This window comes from Maridesulfovibrio spiralis (SeqCode), assembly GCF_048571135.1.
Lineage (GTDB): Bacteria > Desulfobacterota > Desulfovibrionia > Desulfovibrionales > Desulfovibrionaceae > Maridesulfovibrio > Maridesulfovibrio spiralis.
Map to the genome: position 1 here is coordinate 2,142,338 of NZ_CP182344.1, position 16,846 is coordinate 2,159,183.

General features: G+C 49.7%; 14 protein-coding genes. 8 read left to right on the plus strand and 6 right to left on the minus strand.

Annotation, left to right across the window (positions count from 1 at the left end; translation table 11 throughout):
• Nucleotides 1–2: 2 nt before the first annotated feature.
• The gene (locus tag ACNI29_RS09595; protein WP_419781986.1) at nt 3–1,667 is read right to left on the minus strand and encodes a hydantoinase/oxoprolinase family protein; all 1,665 of its coding nucleotides are present in this window, start codon (nt 1,665–1,667) and stop codon (nt 3–5) included.
• A gap of 190 nt (nt 1,668–1,857) precedes the next feature.
• Nucleotides 1,858–3,393, minus strand: coding sequence for a sigma-54-dependent Fis family transcriptional regulator (locus tag ACNI29_RS09600; RefSeq protein ID WP_419781987.1), 1,536 nt, complete (start codon nt 3,391–3,393; stop codon nt 1,858–1,860).
• 321 nt (nt 3,394–3,714) lie between these two features.
• On the opposite strand from ACNI29_RS09600, the gene ACNI29_RS09605 reads away from it, so the two are divergent.
• The 8 genes from ACNI29_RS09605 (at nt 3,715) to ACNI29_RS09640 (ending at nt 12,885) form a co-directional block, all read left to right on the plus strand.
• Complete coding sequence (locus tag ACNI29_RS09605) at nt 3,715–3,948, plus strand: hypothetical protein (RefSeq protein WP_419781988.1); 234 nt, start codon at nt 3,715–3,717, stop codon at nt 3,946–3,948.
• A gap of 437 nt (nt 3,949–4,385) precedes the next feature.
• Entirely contained in the window at nt 4,386–5,588 is a 1,203-nt protein-coding gene (locus ACNI29_RS09610; protein WP_419781989.1) for an ammonium transporter, read from the plus strand.
• Between the two features lie 107 nt (nt 5,589–5,695).
• Nucleotides 5,696–6,034 carry a P-II family nitrogen regulator gene (locus ACNI29_RS09615; protein WP_419781990.1) on the plus strand — a complete coding sequence of 113 codons (339 nt, stop codon included), beginning with the start codon at nt 5,696–5,698 and terminating at the stop codon, nt 6,032–6,034.
• A complete protein-coding gene (locus ACNI29_RS09620; RefSeq protein WP_419781991.1) occupies nt 6,035–8,572 on the plus strand; it encodes a [protein-PII] uridylyltransferase family protein in 2,538 nt (845 codons plus the stop codon). It begins immediately after the preceding gene.
• Nucleotides 8,573–8,624: 52 nt separating this feature from the next.
• Nucleotides 8,625–10,289: a methyl-accepting chemotaxis protein gene (locus ACNI29_RS09625; RefSeq protein ID WP_419781992.1), complete on the plus strand. Its 1,665-nt coding sequence runs from the start codon at nt 8,625–8,627 to the stop codon at nt 10,287–10,289.
• Between the two features lie 130 nt (nt 10,290–10,419).
• Nucleotides 10,420–11,691 (plus strand): phosphoribosylamine--glycine ligase, encoded by a 1,272-nt coding sequence (purD, locus tag ACNI29_RS09630; protein ID WP_419781993.1) that lies wholly within the window; start codon nt 10,420–10,422, stop codon nt 11,689–11,691.
• Complete coding sequence (purE, locus tag ACNI29_RS09635) at nt 11,688–12,179, plus strand: 5-(carboxyamino)imidazole ribonucleotide mutase (RefSeq protein ID WP_419781994.1); 492 nt, start codon at nt 11,688–11,690, stop codon at nt 12,177–12,179. The genes purD and purE overlap by 4 nt, the downstream gene beginning before the upstream one ends.
• A gap of 79 nt (nt 12,180–12,258) precedes the next feature.
• Nucleotides 12,259–12,885 carry a LysE family translocator gene (locus ACNI29_RS09640; protein ID WP_419781995.1) on the plus strand — a complete coding sequence of 209 codons (627 nt, stop codon included), beginning with the start codon at nt 12,259–12,261 and terminating at the stop codon, nt 12,883–12,885.
• 6 nt (nt 12,886–12,891) lie between these two features.
• Here the strand turns inward: ACNI29_RS09640 and ACNI29_RS09645 are convergent, their stop codons facing one another.
• The 4 genes from ACNI29_RS09645 to ACNI29_RS09660 all read right to left on the minus strand — a co-directional run bounded on the left by ACNI29_RS09645 (nt 12,892) and on the right by ACNI29_RS09660 (nt 16,490).
• Nucleotides 12,892–13,257 carry a response regulator transcription factor gene (locus tag ACNI29_RS09645; protein WP_419781996.1) on the minus strand — a complete coding sequence of 122 codons (366 nt, stop codon included), beginning with the start codon at nt 13,255–13,257 and terminating at the stop codon, nt 12,892–12,894.
• Between the two features lie 77 nt (nt 13,258–13,334).
• Nucleotides 13,335–13,724, minus strand: coding sequence for an Hpt domain-containing protein (locus tag ACNI29_RS09650; protein ID WP_419781997.1), 390 nt, complete (start codon nt 13,722–13,724; stop codon nt 13,335–13,337).
• Between the two features lie 159 nt (nt 13,725–13,883).
• On the minus strand, nt 13,884–15,782 hold the full coding sequence (gene htpG / locus ACNI29_RS09655; protein ID WP_419781998.1) for a molecular chaperone HtpG: 1,899 nt from the start codon (nt 15,780–15,782) through the stop codon (nt 13,884–13,886).
• A gap of 96 nt (nt 15,783–15,878) precedes the next feature.
• On the minus strand, nt 15,879–16,490 hold the full coding sequence (locus ACNI29_RS09660; protein WP_419781999.1) for a MerR family transcriptional regulator: 612 nt from the start codon (nt 16,488–16,490) through the stop codon (nt 15,879–15,881).
• Between the last annotated feature and the right edge of the window lie 356 nt (nt 16,491–16,846).

The following is a 16,846-nucleotide window of genomic DNA, read 5'->3' on the forward strand; positions in this document are numbered from 1 at the left end:
GTTTATGAATATATCCGGTTCACGCCGGGTTTGATCTGGCACTTGACCCTGATGTTGCGTCCAACTGTGCTGGAGCCATTGACCATATTAAATGATGACGAACTGGTAATCTGGGCATTGGCCCCGTCAGAGGCTACATGCATTTCTCCAAGATGGGCCAGCAGGTGGTTCATTGCGTCTTTTTCCGCATCCTCGATATTGTAGTTGCGGGGGACGTTCTCGCGGTGTCCCAGTGAAGGGATGAACATCTGTCCGCGTTCAGTATCTGCGAAAAGCTCAAGCTCAGTGGTGGTACGGGTCAGGGCTGCGCCGATGGCATTGGCAACGTCGTAGTTCTGCGGAACTTCCGTGGAAAGACGGAATTTACGGAACACGTCCATTTTCATGGCCTGTGCCGGGCCGCCCATGATGTAAATTTTACGGGGGATGATTTTCCTGTTCTCCAGCAGTTCGTGGATGGTGTAGACTGGCTGCTGGTTTATTTCTTCCACCAGGTCCCGGGTAGAGTCGTGAATTTTGTCTACAGCATAACCGATGGCCTGATCAGCGAGTTCTTCAGCATCCAGACCGTACTTGGCGGCAAAAGCGTTGAATCCGTTTTTGGAGCGTTCAATATTTCCGCAATCGCAGGAGCCTTTCCAGATCAAGGCGTCAGTGAGGGTTGGTGTTTCCCCTCCGAAAGCGATCGAAGGACCGAACCGATTGGGGCCGACCCGGACTACGGTGTCGAGGATTGAAATGGCAGAGTCTCCGCCGATGCCGATGGAATGGACTTTCAGCGCCCGTACAAGGGTTGGGTGTGAACCGATGTGAATTCCTTCCTGCTCGATAAGCGGGCTGCCCCCGGCGAAAATGGCTATGTCGGTAGTGGTCCCGCCAATATCATAGATAATGGAATCATGGGTAATGTTGCACAGGGCGATGATGCCCATGACGCTGGCCGCCGGGCCGGAAAAGATGGATTGCACCGGAACCTTGCGGGAGATGTCTAGCGGCATGGTTCCGCCGTCAGCTTTGAGGATGTTAACTTTGATATGGCCCAAGCCCATCTCGTTCAGAGTGTCGGCTATGGCGTCGGCAAATTTGTTAAAGACCCGCCAGACTGCACAGTTGTAGAAAGCGGTGGATATGCGGCGGGGAAAGTTCAGTCGTCCGGTGAGCTGGTGGCCGAGGGTGATGAAATCGGCGTTGTCGCCCACAGCAAGTTCAATTTCCTTTTCATGTGCCGGGTTTCGGGGAGAAAATTTGGTAACTGCGGCGTAGACTTTGATTCCTGCTTTGCGGCAGGAAACGATGGCTTCCTCAAGGGATAGCGGGTCCAGCCTTTTGCTTTCCGATCCACGGTGGTCCAATGAACCGGGTATGACGTGGAAGTCTTTGCAGGTCATGAACGAATGAGGATCAAGGCCCGGTCCGGCGGAAACAATGACTCCTACATCTTCGTAATTACCTTCCACAATGGAGTTGGTGGACAGGGTGGTGGAGAGGTTGAGCTGTTTTATGCGGCCCGGGTCCGTGTTGCGGACAATTTCCCCGAGGCTGTTCTTGATGGAGGAAAGCAGGTTGTCGTGTTCGGTGATAACTTTGACCTGCGTCTCCAGACCGTCTGGACCTATGGCTACGGCATCAGTGTGTGTTCCGCCGACATCAATTCCGAGAAGGAGCATCTGGTAAATCCTTGAACTGTTCACCCGCTCATGCGGGATGTGGTGTGAAATAAAATGGAGCAATCCGGTCCTGCTTTATTAAGAAAAGCCTATCTATCGGATTATGATTCATTCATTTTTCTAGCACCGGGCCGATGTATGAGTCCAGAGGTTTTACCGTCAGCGGTTTAATACTTCAGGCGAGTGGTTTCTAGCCCCGCTTACTGATCCCCAGTTTTTTCATGCGCGAGTCAAATGTTGAGCGGTTGATTTCTGCGGCACGGGCGGCGCGGCTGATATTCCAGCGGTATTTTTCGAGCAGCTTCATTACATATGAATACTCCAGTTCCTTCCAGGTCATGGAGGTCAGGTCGCCTTGCGGGGCGCTGGGCTGCTCGTGTTCGACGGGCGCTGCTTCCTGCGGCGGTTTTGTTTCCGGCTTTGCTCCCGGGTGGATGATGTGGCGCGGCAGGTCCCGTTCGGTGACAGTGTCTCCTGGGACCATGGCCTGAAATTGTTTGACCATGTTTTCCAATTCGCGAATGTTGCCCGGCCAATTGTAATCTTCCATGATGGACATGGCTTCCGGGGACATTTTCTTGGGCAGCATGTGGCTGTATGCGGCTTCGCGGTTCAGGAAATGAGTGGTCAGCAGGTTGATGTCTTCCTTGCGTTCGCGGAGGGCGGGCAGCTTTAGGGGGAGGACATTCAGCCTGTAATAAAGGTCTTCCCTGAAACGGCCGGAACGTACGTCTTCTTCAAGATTGCGGTTGGTGGCTGAAATGATGCGGATATCAATCTTTTTAGTCTGCGTGCCCCCCAGTGGTTTGATTTCGTTCTCCTGCAGTACACGTAACAGCTTGGCCTGCAGATTGATGTCCATGTCGCCAATTTCATCAAGAAAAACCGTTCCCCCGTCGGCAGCTTCAAACAGGCCTGATTTGTTGGTTGTGGCTCCGGTGAATGCTCCTTTCTCATAACCGAACAATTCACTTTCAAGCAGGTTTTCGGGGATGGCACTACAGTTCTGGGTCAGGAAAGGTTTCTGAGTGCGCGAGCTTTGAGCGTGGATTTCCTCGGCAAACAGTTCTTTACCGGTCCCGGATTCGCCATAAAGCAGTACCGGATAGTTGGTGGCTCCGTAGTTTTCAACCAGCTTCAGGGCTTTATTTACAGATTGGCTTTTGCCGACAATGGTTTTATTGTTGCGTATACTGCTCAGGGTGCGGCTCAGTTTTGCAAATTCAATCCGTTGTTTTTGAAATTCAAGGGAATTGCGTAGGGAAATTGAACCGATATCCACCATGTCCTGCAGCATGGTCAGGTAGGCGGGGTCAAGGTTGAGCTGTTCCCCGGAGGTACTGGTGTCGATTACCTGCACTGCGCCATAGACTTCCTGTCCTTTCAGGTGCAGGGGGAAGCAGAGTATAAGTTTGCTTTTTACTTTGAAATTTTGTTCCAGAGAACTGTAATGGCGCGAGTCCCCGGCTTCGGCGATGGTCATCTTGCCGTGTTTGATGACCCAGCCCACAATGCTCTGTTCCTGCGGGGATATTTTGATACCCTTGACGTTTTCGCTTTTATCTCCAAGGGCTTCGACGCATTCATACATGTCGTCGCGCTTGATCCAGAGGGAGCCGCGTTCCACATTCTGCAATTTTAACAGCAAGGCTAATATCTGAGTCTGCAGCTTATCCGGGTCTAACTCTTGCGACAGGGCTTTGTAGTCATTAATAGATATGGTCATGGTTATGCCCCTAGTATTTAATTCTTTGATTTTTAAATCTAGTGATTTTTATGAAATATCGTTAAAATTATACTCAGTCAATATGTTTGGTCGAAGTTGTGTCAGTTTATAATTGGCGGTTTTGGATGGTGTGCCTTGCTATTGGCGGGTTGAGCGGGGTGGTCTGTTTTTTGGCACGGATGGTGCTAATAAGAGATTAGCTTGTTAGTCAAGTATGGACCGGAGAGCCCATTCCACCTCCCCGACCCCTCCGGGCTTTCCGGTCCATAACCTTTTTTAGAGCAGAACGGATTCAGTTTCGAAATATATGGAGATGGCCTGATGAACAGTGTAAAGACTTTAGTATCCATGCATCGCGAAGATATGGCTCTTTTACGTTCAGAGGCAAAACAGGCCAGGCAGGCGCGGTTGGATTGTGTTCGTGAGATGGATCAGGCCTATAAGGAACTTCGCTGTAAGCTCTCTGCTGAAATGCCGGTGGCTGCCTCTTTTTCAATGAAGCTCCGTACTCCGATAGCTCTGATGGCTACCCTGATGGGAGTCTTTAGCCTCTAGATATTTTTTGAGTCCCGCCCTGTTGGCGGGAATTTCGCCATGAAGAAGACCCGTACCTTATTAATAAGGTGCGGGTCTTTTTTTGTCTCAATTATGGGGTTGGGGTGTTTCTGGTGGGCAAATAATTTTTCCCAAGTAATATTGTTCTGTCTAATTGAACGGGGATTGCTGTCAGTTTGAAATGATTTTTTTGTTTAAGTGGCGTTTGTATTGAGTGTAAATTCATGTAAAATTTGCAAATATGTTTTTTAGGTGTATTTTTATCTCTTTTACGAGTAATAAAATTCCTGTTTTGGCATAGAGTGTGCTTCGTATGTATTGAAAATGCATTTTTGAAGGTCGGTTTTTCTAAAATTGTAAAAAAACGAACATTAAAAACGATTTTAGAGACGAAATTGTAAAAAATAGTAATCTTCAAACAACGGGGTTGATTCAAAATGAATTCGGCGGATACTTCATTTATATTGATTTGTGCAGCACTGGTCATGTTCATGACTCCGGGGCTGGCTTTGTTCTACGGCGGTATGGTTCGCAGCAAAAACGTTCTCGCGACCATCATGCAGAGTTTTATCATGCTCGGTCTGGTTTCCATTATTTGGGCGGTGGTCGGTTATTCACTGTCCTTCGGTACTGACATCGGCGGAGTCATCGGCGGAATGGATTTCTTCGCCCTTAACGGCGTAGGCATGGACACAGCCAATAGTCCTGCTGACAATCTTCCGCACCTTCTTTTTATGGTCTTCCAGTGCATGTTCGCGGTTATCACTCCCGCGTTGATCACCGGAGCCTTTGCCGAGCGTATGAAATTCGGTGCATTGCTTATTTTTTCTTCTTTCTGGGTTGTCCTTGTTTACGCTCCTATGTGCCACTGGGTCTGGGGTGGCGGCTGGATGGGCGATCACGGTGCTCTCGATTTCGCGGGCGGTGCGGTTGTTCACATGAGTTCCGCTGCTGCGGCACTTGCCGGTTGTCTGATAATGGGTAAACGCAAAGGATACGGTAAGGAACCGTTTATTCCCCACAATCTGCCCATGACCCTGCTGGGTGCAGGGATGCTCTGGTTCGGTTGGTTCGGCTTCAATGCCGGTAGTGCTCTTGCTGCTGACGGTCTTGCAGCCAATGCTTTTGTCACCACCCATCTTGCTGCGGCTGCCGCTGTTCTCGGCTGGTTGCTGGTTGAAACCATGCACGGTGGCAAACCCACAACCCTCGGAGCTGCTTCCGGCGCTGTTGCCGGACTGGTTGCAATTACCCCGGCTGCCGGTTTTGTAACCCCTATGGCTTCCATCGTTATCGGTTTCGGCGGCGGCATGGTCTGTTACGGCGGTGTGCTCATGAAATCAAAATTCGGTTATGATGATTCCCTCGATGTTGTCGGTATCCACGGTCTCGGCGGTACTTACGGTGCTATCGTTACCGGTCTGTTCGCCAGCATCGGCGCGGAAGGTCTGTTCTACGGCAACGCTTCCCAGCTCTGGATTCAGATTGAGTCCTGCATCGCCACTTGGGTTTACTGTTTTGCTGTAAGCTGGATTCTTTTTAAACTGATCGACAAGTTCTACGGCCTGCGTCCTTCTGAAGAAGACGAAGTTGCAGGACTGGACGTTTCCGAGCACAGCGAAGCCGGATACCAGTTGTAGATTTGAGTTGATGCGCTTCGCGCTTTTGATGAATTGATTTCGCCTCCCGGCGGCCAAGGGAACTAAGTCCCTTTGGAATACCTAATAGTTAAAGCAGGATAGCTCCAATGAGAAAAATAGAAGTTATAGTACGGCCTTTTAAGGTTGATGATGTAAAGGAAGCCATTTCCGCTCTCGGTCTCAAGGGCATGACCGTTACTGATGTTAAAGGTTTCGGACGTCAGGGCGGACACAAGGAAGTCTACCGTGGTGCTGAGTATCAGGTTGATTTCATAGCCAAAACCAAGATTGAAATTGTGGTTGATGCTGAACGGGTTCCCGAGGTTATCGAGGCCGTAAGTGAAGCTGCCAAGACCGGCAAAGTCGGTGACGGCAAAATCTTCGTTATTCCGGTTGAAGAAGTGGTGCGTATCCGTACCGGAGAGACCGGTCCGGAAGCCATCTAGATGAATTCTGAAAAAATCCCCGGATCGTCCTCAGGGGCATCTATAGACCGCTTACTTGCGGGACGTGAAATACTTCTCGCGGCATGCTCCAGGAGCATGCCGCGGGATTTCCCACAGCAGATGTGCTCTCTGGTGGATGACTATTTCAGATCCAGAATCATGGAGGCTGTTGCCGAGGGCATTCTCTCCTCCTATGACGATCTTTCCATCGTGGCGGTAGGCGGCTATGGACGCGGGCAGCTCGCTCCGTTTTCTGACATAGACGTACTGATTCTTACCGGACTTTCCGCACAGGAAGATCTTGAAGATCTGGCCTCTTTTCTTTTTCATCCTCTCTGGGACCTCAAGTTTGATATCGGTCACGGTGTGCGCACTGTGGAGCAGAATCTTGAATTGGCAAAGTCGGATTTTAAGGTACTGGCTTCACTTCTTGATCTGCGCTTTATTGCCGGACTTGAAGAGCCTTTCCGGGAACTGGTCGGGAAATTCCGGTCCGAAGTACTGCCCGGTGCGGGCGAAGAGTTCTGCCGCACCCTTTGGGATAACCGGGCCAAAACCGGGATGGGCATGGACTCCGTTGTCCTTGAACCTGATCTCAAAAACGGTTGGGGAACCTTGCGTGATGTGCAGTTCATCCGCTGGTGTGCGGACATCAAGGGGGATTACTCGCCCCTGAACAAAAATGATCTCATTGATCTCTGCAAGGACGAAGCCCTGTTAATGCAGGCCCGCTGTGCTGTTCATTATTTGCGTAAACGCAAACAGGATAAACTTATCCTTGATATTCTGCCTGACGCTGCATCCTTTTGTGGGGTTAAAGGATATGATCCTGCAAAGCGTGGCAATGAGTTGCTGGCCTCCATTCATCAGGCCATGATTCGGGTCCGTTCTATGGGGGATGGGCTGTTTCGGGAATCATTTGATGCCGATTCCCGTTCATTTATTGATCACCGGGGTATTGCCGGGCTTAAAGCCGGGTTGGAGGTTTTCGGCATAAAGTCCCGTACCGGGGTTCCGCTTACCCGTGAAGCCCGCCGGGCGGTTTCGTCGATCAGTTCTTCCGATGACATTAATCTTACCCGGGCCTTGAAGATGGTCATTGATATCTTCAAGGGCGAATTCGGTTGGCGTGCTTCGGTTGAGATGCTCGACAGCGGAGTATTAAAATCCTTCCTGCCCGAGTTTTCAAAGGTTTCGGAGCTGGTTCCGTATGACGGCTACCACCAGTATCCTCCGGGGCGGCATTCACTGCTTACTGTTCATAAATGTTGCGATATTTTCCGCAATGAATTCTCCGAAGGCGGTAAGTGTATTTCCGCTGCTGATTTTGATGCTTTGCTGCTGGGTGCTTTTTTTCATGATATCGGCAAAGGAAAGCCCAATCACAGTGAACGCGGGGCCAGAATTGCCGAGGAGATTCTAGGGCGGACGGATTTTTCCACACGTTTTAAAGATGACGTGATTTTTCTTGTACGTGAACACCTGCTGCTGGTTCGTGCTTCGCGTTCCATTGATCTCAGTTCCGTAGAAGCCTTGCAGAAGATTGCAGATAAGATCGGGTCGCTGCGGAAGCTGCGTATGCTTTTCATCCTGTCCATGGCTGACTCCATTGCTACCGGACCGAGGGTCTGGAACTCATGGAGTGAATCCCTGTTGCGTGAAATTTATGCCGGATTGGAGCTGGTGCTCTGTGACGAAGCTTATGTTGATCTGGCCCCCGCGACGCAGCTGACCGACAGTTTGCGCCGGGTGCGTGAATGCGCAAAAGGGGTGGTAGACCCCGGTATTGTGGAGTCGCTTATAGCCTATATGCCTGAAAGATACCTTATTGTGGAGGACCCGGATGAAGTTGTGCTGCATATGCAGCAGGTGCTGGAGTTCAACAGGGTTTATGAAAGGGATCTTGTTCGTAAACCATCCGGTAAGGGCGGGCGTGGTATAAGTCTGGTCCGGGCTTTTGAAACTGAGGATGAAAAGCGGGTTAAGCTGGTCATTACCGCCAGGGACCAGGATTTTCTATTTGCCGCCCAGAGCGGAGTAATGGCTCTGCATTCTGTGAATATCCTCTCCGCTGAGGTTTTTTCGTGGTCGGACGGCACGGCTGTGAACATTTTTATTGTCGAGGCTCCGCCTGAAAGTGCTCCTTCCGATATCTGGGGCAGGGTGGAGCGTTCCATTATGTATGCACTTACCGGACGGCTGGCCCTTGATTACCGGCTGCATAAGAAGCGCAGCTCTTTGCTTGCGCGGTCCGCCCCCAGCAGGGTTCCCACCCGCATCAGCATCGACAATGAGTCAAGTGAACTGTGCACTCTTATCGAGGTCATCACTCAGGACCGTTCCGGTATCCTCTACGATATGGCCGCTTTTTTCTCCCGGATGAATATTGATCTGCGTATGGCTCGAATTTCTACTACCGGGCAGTCCGTTTTTGATGTCTTTCATGTGGAAGGACCGGAGGGTGGGCGTATCGAAGACAATATCCATCTGCGGGAACTGGTTGGTGCACTGGAGTTTACCTTAAGCGGGAAAGGTTGATTCTCTCCCGGCGCAGTTGCCGGATAAGCATTATATTAAAAAGGAGTTGGTTATGTCTGGCAGGATTGGTGTTTATGTTTTGGTAAATATTCTGGTTCTGCTTGGGCTACTGCTTCTGTTGGCCTTGATGCCTGAAACTTTTGCCGGACAAGTGCCTCTGCTTGGCCTTTTCTCTGCAGCGGCTGTGGTCGTGCTGGTTGCGGGAATGATGATTCGGGCCAAAGCAATGGCTGATATCACTATGCTTAACAGCTGGATGGATGAAATTAGTTCAGGTTCATCAAGTGATTTCAAAGCAGTTTTTGAAATGCTGCCCGTAGCAGAAAAGCTCACGGCTTACGTACATGAGCTTTCTACTCGCCTTGAGCAGGCTGACGAGCAGTGTAAAGTGGAAATTTTTCGCCAGATGGAAGCCTACAAAATGGCTGAAGATGCGCGGGCGCGGGGTGAACAGGCTCGGAGTAAAGGATTGCTTTCCGCTGCCGGAACCCTTGAAAACGCTGCCGATGGCATTCGTTCAAGCTCAACTATGCTTGGTGAATCTTCTGCCCGGGCCAGTAAAGGGGCCGAAAAACAGCTTGAGTTTCTCTCGTCTGTGGTCTCCTCCATGGAGCAGATCGACGTTTCCATCAAACATTCTGTGGACCGTGCCGAATCCGCAGCCGTGGATGCCGGGGCTGCTGCCGAACGGGCCAAGTCCGGCGAGGAAGTTCTGGATCAGACCATCGAATCCATAAATACAGTCATGTCCAACACCAATGAGTTGAACAGCAGGGTGGAGACACTCGGTAAACAGGCTGAAGGTATTGGCAGCATTATGTCCGTGATTTCCGACATTGCCGACCAGACAAACCTGTTGGCCCTGAACGCCGCTATTGAGGCCGCAAGGGCCGGTGATGCCGGACGCGGATTTGCCGTTGTTGCAGACGAAGTCCGCAATCTCGCAGAAAAAACCATGGAAGCCACCCGCGATGTGGGAACTGAGATCGGCAGGATTCAGGAACAGGTTGAGATGACCGTGGCCGGGGTTAATCATATTAACGACTTGGCCGGAAATGCTTCCGGGCTGGCCTCCAGTTCCGGCGAAGCTCTTGGAGAGATTGTCAAGCTTGCCGAGAAGAGTTCTCTAGGTGTGCGCTTGATTGCTGAGGAAGCCGTCCAGCAGGCCGAAGCAAGCAGCAATGTCCGTGAAGCAGTAACTGAGGTCCATTCTATTTCAAATGAAACCGGGGAGGCAATGGCCGGCGCCGGGGAGGCAGTTTCCGTTCTTGGTGGACGCGTTGCTGATCTTGATGATATGATTGGTGTGTTTAAGCTGGTGGGTAATGGCAAGGTGCAGGAAGTGATTGATTCTCTGGCTAAATCTTCCGATGTGCGTTCTCTGGACAGGGGATTGCAGGAACGGGCCATGCATACTGCTTTGAGAAACAACCGTTTTCTCGAACTCCTTTATATTACCGACCACAAAGGAATACAGACTGTCAGCAACATCAGCGGCCAGTGGCAGAGTTTTGCCGAAGACAGCTCAGCCTGCGGAAAGAATTGGTCAAACCGGGAATGGTTCAGTGGAGCCGTGGAAGATCAGACCATGTATGTGTCTGATGTTTATGAATCTTCCGCTACCGGGGAGAATTGTATTACTGTTTCCGGTCCCTTCTTCGATTCCAAGGGTAGGATTCTGGGAGTTATTGCCGCTGATGTGAAAGTTAACGGATAAATATTTAGGGGTACGCATTTTCTTGCCAAATCTGCAATATTTATCTAAGTGATGCTTGCTGCCAAATTAACAGTTTGGAGGCGTTTATACCCACAGGTCACTTCAGCTCAATCCGAAGAGGAATTATTTCATGAAAATACTTGTTGTAGGTTCAGGCGGAAGAGAACACGCTCTGGCTTGGAAAATAAGCCAGAGTTCCAAGGTTTCTGAGATTTTTATCGCCCCGGGTAACGGCGGAACCCGTCTGCACGGAACAAACGTAGATATCCAGGATGACGACCTGCCCGGTCTGGTCAACTTTGCCAAAGAAAATAAAATTGACCTCGTGGTAGCCGGACCGGAGCTTCCTCTGGTTCTGGGCATCAAAGAAGCCCTTGCCAAAGAAGGTATCCCCTGTTTTGGCCCCGGTGCATACGCCGCTAATCTTGAGGGCAGCAAAGCCTTTTCCAAGATCACCATGCGCGATTCCGGTGTGCCCACAGCTCCTTTCCAGGTTTTCGATGAATACGAACTGGCTAAAAAGTTCGTAGAAGAGCAGGGCGCTCCCATTGTAGTCAAGGCTGACGGTCTTGCTGCAGGTAAAGGTGTTGTTGTTGCCGGAACTGTTGAAGAGGCTCTTGAAGCCCTCGACGATATGATGGTTAAGAAAATTTTCGGTACTGCCGGCGAAAGGGTAGTAGTAGAAGAAGCCCTCAAGGGTGAAGAAGCTTCCTTCCTCGCTTTCTGCGCAGGAGAAGATTACGCTCTGCTTCCTTCCGCGCAGGACCATAAAGCCGTGGGTGAAGGTGACACAGGTCCCAACACCGGCGGCATGGGCGCATACAGCCCCGCTCCTATTCTTCCCCGTGACAAATATGCTGAGACTGCTGAACTTGTTATCAAGCCCATTCTTAAACTGCTTGCCGATCGCGGCGAGCCTTTTACCGGCATTCTTTATGCCGGACTCATGTACACTGAAGACGGTCCTTCCGTCCTTGAATACAATGTTCGTTTCGGTGACCCCGAATGCCAGCCGCTGCTGATGCGTCTGGATTGCGATCTGGTTGAAATAATGCTGGCCTGCGTTGAGAACCGCCTCCCCGAAGTGGATGTGAAGCTCAAAGAAGAAACCACCCTTTGCGTGGTCATGGCTGCCGGCGGATATCCCGGCTCCTACGATAAAGGAGCTGAGATCACCGGATTTGAGGAAGCTGAAAAGATTGAAGGCGTCAAGGTCTTTCAGGCCGGGACAAAGTATGAAGAGGGTAAAACATTAACCAGCGGCGGACGTGTGCTGGGTGTTACCGCTCTGGGGGCGGATCTCGGAGCAGCCCAGAAAAAGGCTTACGAAGCAGTTGAAAAACTCAGCTTCGACAAAGCTTACTTCCGTCGCGACATAGGTGACAAGGGTCTTAAAAAATGAGTGCAAAAGTAGCTATTTTCATGGGGTCCATTTCGGATAAGGATACAATGCAGCCTTGTTCCGATCTGCTGACCAAGCTCGGTATTCCCCACGTGTTCACTGTTTCTTCTGCCCACCGCACCCCCGAAAGGACTGCGAAACTGGTTAAAGAATTGGAAGACAACGGTTGTGAAATCTTTATCTGTGCCGCTGGCCTTGCCGCGCACCTTGCCGGGGCAGTGGCAGCAAAGACTATCCGCCCTGTTCTGGGTGTACCCATTTGCGGTTCCGCCCTCGGTGGTATGGATGCTCTGCTGGCAACTGTGCAGATGCCTCCGGGATTCCCCGTAGGAACTGTTGCCCTCGATAAAGTAGGCGCAAAGAACTCCGCGTGGATGGCCGCGCAGATTCTGGCTCTGCATGACGAAAGTCTGGCCGGAAAGATCAGGGAAGCCCGTCAGGGATTCATTGATTCCGTTGAAAAAGCAGCGGCAGAGCTTGAAGGCTAATTGCCGGAATGTAAATTGACTTAAAAGGCCGTGTCCGATTTATTCGGGCACGGCCTGTTTTTTTAAAGGAGTGATAGCAGTGTCTGTTGAATTCTGGGGAGTCTATGTGCTGACTGTTTTTCTGGCATCCATTATCCCGGGGCCGAGTATGATTCTGGCCTTGACACATGGAATCAAGTACGGGGCCAGGCGCGCTGTTGCTACCGCTTTAGGTAATTGTACCGCATCATTTTTACAGGCAGTGGTTTCAATTGCCGGGCTGGGAGCTCTCTTGGCTGCTTCTGAGACTGCTTTCTTGCTGGTTAAATATGCCGGGGCGGCTTATCTTTTCTGGCTTGGGATCGGGGTGTTTATGTCCGGTGATTTCACCCTTGATGAAGAGCGCGCTGATGTAAAGAAAAAGATTTCCACCCGTAAGCTGTACACTCAAGGGTTCTGGGTTGCGGCAGGAAATCCCAAGGCGATTGTGTTTTTCAGCGCTTTGTTTCCACAGTTTATCAACAACGGACAGGCTTCCATACAGCACTTTGCCATGCTTTTGGGGCTGCTTAGCGTAATCGCTTTCGGGTGTATGATGATTTATGCCTGCGGAGGTGAAAAGCTGAAGGAAATAATAAAGGGCACAGCTGTTTGCAGCTATATCAATAAAGTTCTGGGAACTGCTTTTGTGGGACTGGGGGTAAGTCTGGCCTGCTCGCGTAGGTAGGAGTACTTAGCCCAGCATCGTTCGCACGGTGGTCAGAAAGTCATTTTGTGAGAACGGTTTGACCAGCGCTTCTTTTGCGCCAAGAGCTTTGGCCTGCTTCAAATATTCAAGTCCTGTGAATTCCCCGCCGCCGGAGATCACAAGAATTTTACTTTCGTTCTGTTTCTGCTTGATTTCCAGGATGGTTTGTATACCGTCCATGTTGGGCATAAAAATATCGATGATGACAAGATCTATTGAATTTTCACCAAACAAAGCCAAGCCCTGCTCTCCGTCTGTAGCGGTGAGGGTAGTTACCTCTTCATTTCTGAGGTAATGCTCAAGTAGTTTGAGCATCTTAGGGTCGTCATCGACAATCAGGATTGTTTTCATAAATATGAATGTGCGTGGTTAGAAAAAGTTTTATGCTCTCTAACGCGTGACGGTTAAAATGAAAAGATGCACTGCTCTTAGCTGTGTAATAATTTCATATTTGGGTTAACCATAAATTCTGTTGATTCAGGTAAAAATTTAACAGCATCAGCAACGATTTTTTCAAGGTCAGGCAGAATTTCTTTTGCTTGTGTAATATCCTTGTTGGCGGTTGTTTTTTCCATGGTTAAGCTTATTGCTTGGGCTTTACTTGCTCCTACTGCTGCGCATTCACTTTTTAATGTGTGTGCATGGGTCGAAGCTTCTTGAAATTCCCCCAGTTCGAGGCATTTTTTTATCTCGGCAAGATGCTTGGGTGCTTCTTCTTTGAAAATGGCAATGGCTTCATCTAACAATTCGTAATCCTGTGCGAATCTTCCCAGCGCACTTTTCAGTTCGAAGTTTTCGGATAGGTATTTTCGGTTCATCTAATTCTCCCTGTTCTGAACTGGTCAGGTGTATCCCTTTGGCGGCTATTTATATAATATATTAAGCTGCTGGAGGGATCAACAGTGTTTTAAATAAAAATAGAAAAGCCCCGGAGAACCTGAGTTCTACGGGGCTGATTTGTAGACTTCCTTATGCAGCTAGCCTTTCTTTTCCAGTTCAGCATACCAGCCGCCGGCTTTGGTTAGCAGGCTCTGTATGCGGCCCACGAGAGCGTGGGGATCGTTGAGGTAGCCTTCCAGCAGCAGAGCGGACTCGAGAAGCTGGTTGGCTGAAAGAGAGATAAACTCATCTTCCGGGTTGACCTTGTATATCTCCAGCATGGAGCGCAGCAGCGGATGGTCGGCGTTGACTTCCATGGTCTTTGTGGGGATGGAGTTGTCTTTGTTCATGGCCTTCATCAGTTTTTCCATGGATGAAGTCATAGCACCGTCGGGGTTAACTAGGCGGCAGGGAGAGTTTGAAAGACGTTCAGATACTTTTACTTCTGCAACCTGTTCGCCGAGGACTTCCTTCATTTTGGCGATAAGACCGTCCATGTCTTTTTCCTGTTCTTCGGAAAGAGGTTCCGGCTCATCTTCTTTCGTTGCGGATTCGAATTTATCCAGCTTTTCAAGGTCGGCGTACTCAGCAGCTACGAAGTTGAAACCTTCGTGTTCGCGGATGGATTCCATGACGAATTCATCAATGGGTTCGTAGAGGTAGAGTACTTCGATGTCCTTGTTGCGGAATATTTCGAGGTGCGGGTTGAGGTTCGCGGCCTCACGGCTGGCGACAAAGGAGTAGTAGATTTCTTTCTGGTCTTCTTTGGCACGCTCGATGTAATCGGCGAAGGATATCAGTGTATCGTCTTCTGCTTTGGAAGAATCAAAGCGCAGCAGTTTGGCGTATTTTTCGCGGTTAACGAAGTCCATGTGTCCGGCTTTGAAAATCTTGGCATGGGCTTTCCAGAATTTGGCGTATTTTTCCGCGTCGTCTTTAGCAAGCTTTTCCAGCTGTCCCAGAACCTGCTTGGTCAGGGTTGCGCTGATTTTGCCGATGAGCAGGTTGTCCTGCAGGGTCTCGCGGGAGATGTTCAGGGGCAGGTCTTCCGTATCGACTACACCCTTGATGAAGCTCAGATATTCGGGGAGCAGGTTTTTGTTCTGCTTTTCAATGAGTACACGGCGAACGTAGAGATCGAGTCCCCAGTTGTCGCGATCCATGCCGAAAATATCGAGGTCCTTTTCCGGGATGAAGAGCAGGGAGTTAAACTGTACCGGAGCATCGACAGAGAAGTGCAGGGTGTCGATGGGAGGCTGTGCGTCGTAGGTCAGGAATTTATAGAATTCGTCATATTGTTCCTGTTTGATCTGGAACTTTGGTTCACGCCAGAGCGCGGATACAGTGTTGACTCGCTCGCCGCCGATCATGATCGGGAAAGATACGAAGTTGGAGTGGCGTTTGACGATATCCATGAGTTTGTCGTCGGAACCGAAACGCTCAACGTTCTCGTCATTAAGGTGGATCTCAATGGTTGTCCCGTGATCCATCTCAGCTTCGATTTCGGTGAGTTCGTAAGCATTCTTTCCATCGGAAACCCACTGGATTGCGGGGGCGTCTTTCTGGTAGGATTTGGTGCGGACAACAACATGGTCGGAAACCATGAAGATGGAGTAGAAGCCTACGCCGAAACGGCCGATCAGGGAGTCGAGGCTTTCTTTGGATTCAGCTGCCTGCTTGACGAACTGCGCGGAACCGGAATGGGCGATGGTGCCGATGTTGGCCATCACTTCTTCTCGGGTCATGCCGATACCGGTATCAGTTACGGTGACGGTTTTATTTGTTTCGTCATAAGCGATGAAGATTTCAGGTTCCACTTCATCTTCCAGCTCGGGGTTGCTGTTGATGGCGAAACGCATTTTGTCAAGAGCGTCAGATGCGTTGGAAACCAGTTCGCGCAGGAAAATTTCGCGGTTGGTGTAGAGTGAGTGGACCAGGATGTCCAGCAGCTGGTTTACCTCAGCCTTGAATTCGAATTTTTCTGTCTGTGCAGTCATGTGTTCCTCCGTAAACATAAAATTCCTTCCGGCCATGCAAGACGGTCGGAAGGTAAATTGGATTTTGATTCGTAAGCTGCTTTTCAGCAGTTTGCTCTATTTAGTGATGTTTTTTAACTTGTCAAGGAGGAACTTCTCCATTTCACGGCGGTCCTTGCGTAACCGGACCAACTCCGCTTCCATTATGGATAATTTGTCTTTCAACTGTTCATTTTCGCTTTTTAAATTTTCGATATTCTCGTTTTGTGTACTGAGGTCTGCAGTGGCTTTATCCATGCAGGCTTTAATATCTTCAGATATGGCTCCGCTGGGCATGCAGGAAAGCATACCTTTCAGACCTTCATTAATAGATTTCGCGATCTCAGTCCCCATGGCGGCGGCCAGTTGGATGGCGGGTTCAAGATTTGCCTGCTGCATCTGAACCGGTACTGTTGCGGAAGGTTGAGTTTCCTGTGTGTCGATACTGGCATTGACCGGGTATTTGCGGGAAAGCTCGGCCATTACGTCTTCTGCTGTGTGCCCTTGCTTAAGCATGGTGGAGATAATTTTAAAAATTTCAACTGCTTCGGATTTGAACCTCTTCTGCCTGTTGCGGCCTGTGCTGGGCAGGTATTGCGCGAAACGATTTTTCCAGTAGTGGAGGGTGGATTCGGGGACTTCCAGCAGGCGTGAAATCTCCGCAATGGAGAGAAGTTTTTTGTCTGGCACGGCATGCTCCGCATAGGGTTTCGTGTGGAATTAAATTTTTTTGATGATTATTTATTTTTAATTTTTAATTCAATTCAAGTCAATAAACTATCAAATTATTACAAAATTGTTGCATTTCGAACATTTTTGTGTTCACTTTCGATCAGAAAACCATATTGATTCCTTTTCAAGAATGGAGTACGCGGTGGTCCAGACAGGTCTTAAAAGACTGTCCGGAAAGAAAAATCAATTGCGGTTTTCGTTTTTCGAACGGTCTTTGAACACAGATTCCGGGTTGTACCGTAATTGTAGCGCAATCCTGTTTTTAGTTTTTGCGGAATATGGTATTAAAATTCGGAGCAAGAATCCAGCAAGCA

What these genes read in the sequence shown, in the direction of transcription:
- ACNI29_RS09650 (WP_419781997.1), bottom strand. Translation starts at nt 13,724, where the DNA reads ATGAACCGAAAATACCTATCCGAAAACTTCGAACTGAAAAGTGCGCTG.
- ACNI29_RS09595 (WP_419781986.1), bottom strand. Translation starts at nt 1,667, where the DNA reads ATGCTCCTTCTCGGAATTGATGTCGGCGGAACACACACTGATGCCGTA.
- ACNI29_RS09605 (WP_419781988.1), top strand. Translation starts at nt 3,715, where the DNA reads ATGAACAGTGTAAAGACTTTAGTATCCATGCATCGCGAAGATATGGCT.
- purD (WP_419781993.1), top strand. Translation starts at nt 10,420, where the DNA reads ATGAAAATACTTGTTGTAGGTTCAGGCGGAAGAGAACACGCTCTGGCT.
- purE (WP_419781994.1), top strand. Translation starts at nt 11,688, where the DNA reads ATGAGTGCAAAAGTAGCTATTTTCATGGGGTCCATTTCGGATAAGGAT.
- ACNI29_RS09645 (WP_419781996.1), bottom strand. Translation starts at nt 13,257, where the DNA reads ATGAAAACAATCCTGATTGTCGATGACGACCCTAAGATGCTCAAACTA.
- ACNI29_RS09615 (WP_419781990.1), top strand. Translation starts at nt 5,696, where the DNA reads ATGAGAAAAATAGAAGTTATAGTACGGCCTTTTAAGGTTGATGATGTA.
- ACNI29_RS09620 (WP_419781991.1), top strand. Translation starts at nt 6,035, where the DNA reads ATGAATTCTGAAAAAATCCCCGGATCGTCCTCAGGGGCATCTATAGAC.
- htpG (WP_419781998.1), bottom strand. Translation starts at nt 15,782, where the DNA reads ATGACTGCACAGACAGAAAAATTCGAATTCAAGGCTGAGGTAAACCAG.
- ACNI29_RS09625 (WP_419781992.1), top strand. Translation starts at nt 8,625, where the DNA reads ATGTCTGGCAGGATTGGTGTTTATGTTTTGGTAAATATTCTGGTTCTG.
- ACNI29_RS09600 (WP_419781987.1), bottom strand. Translation starts at nt 3,393, where the DNA reads ATGACCATATCTATTAATGACTACAAAGCCCTGTCGCAAGAGTTAGAC.
- ACNI29_RS09610 (WP_419781989.1), top strand. Translation starts at nt 4,386, where the DNA reads ATGAATTCGGCGGATACTTCATTTATATTGATTTGTGCAGCACTGGTC.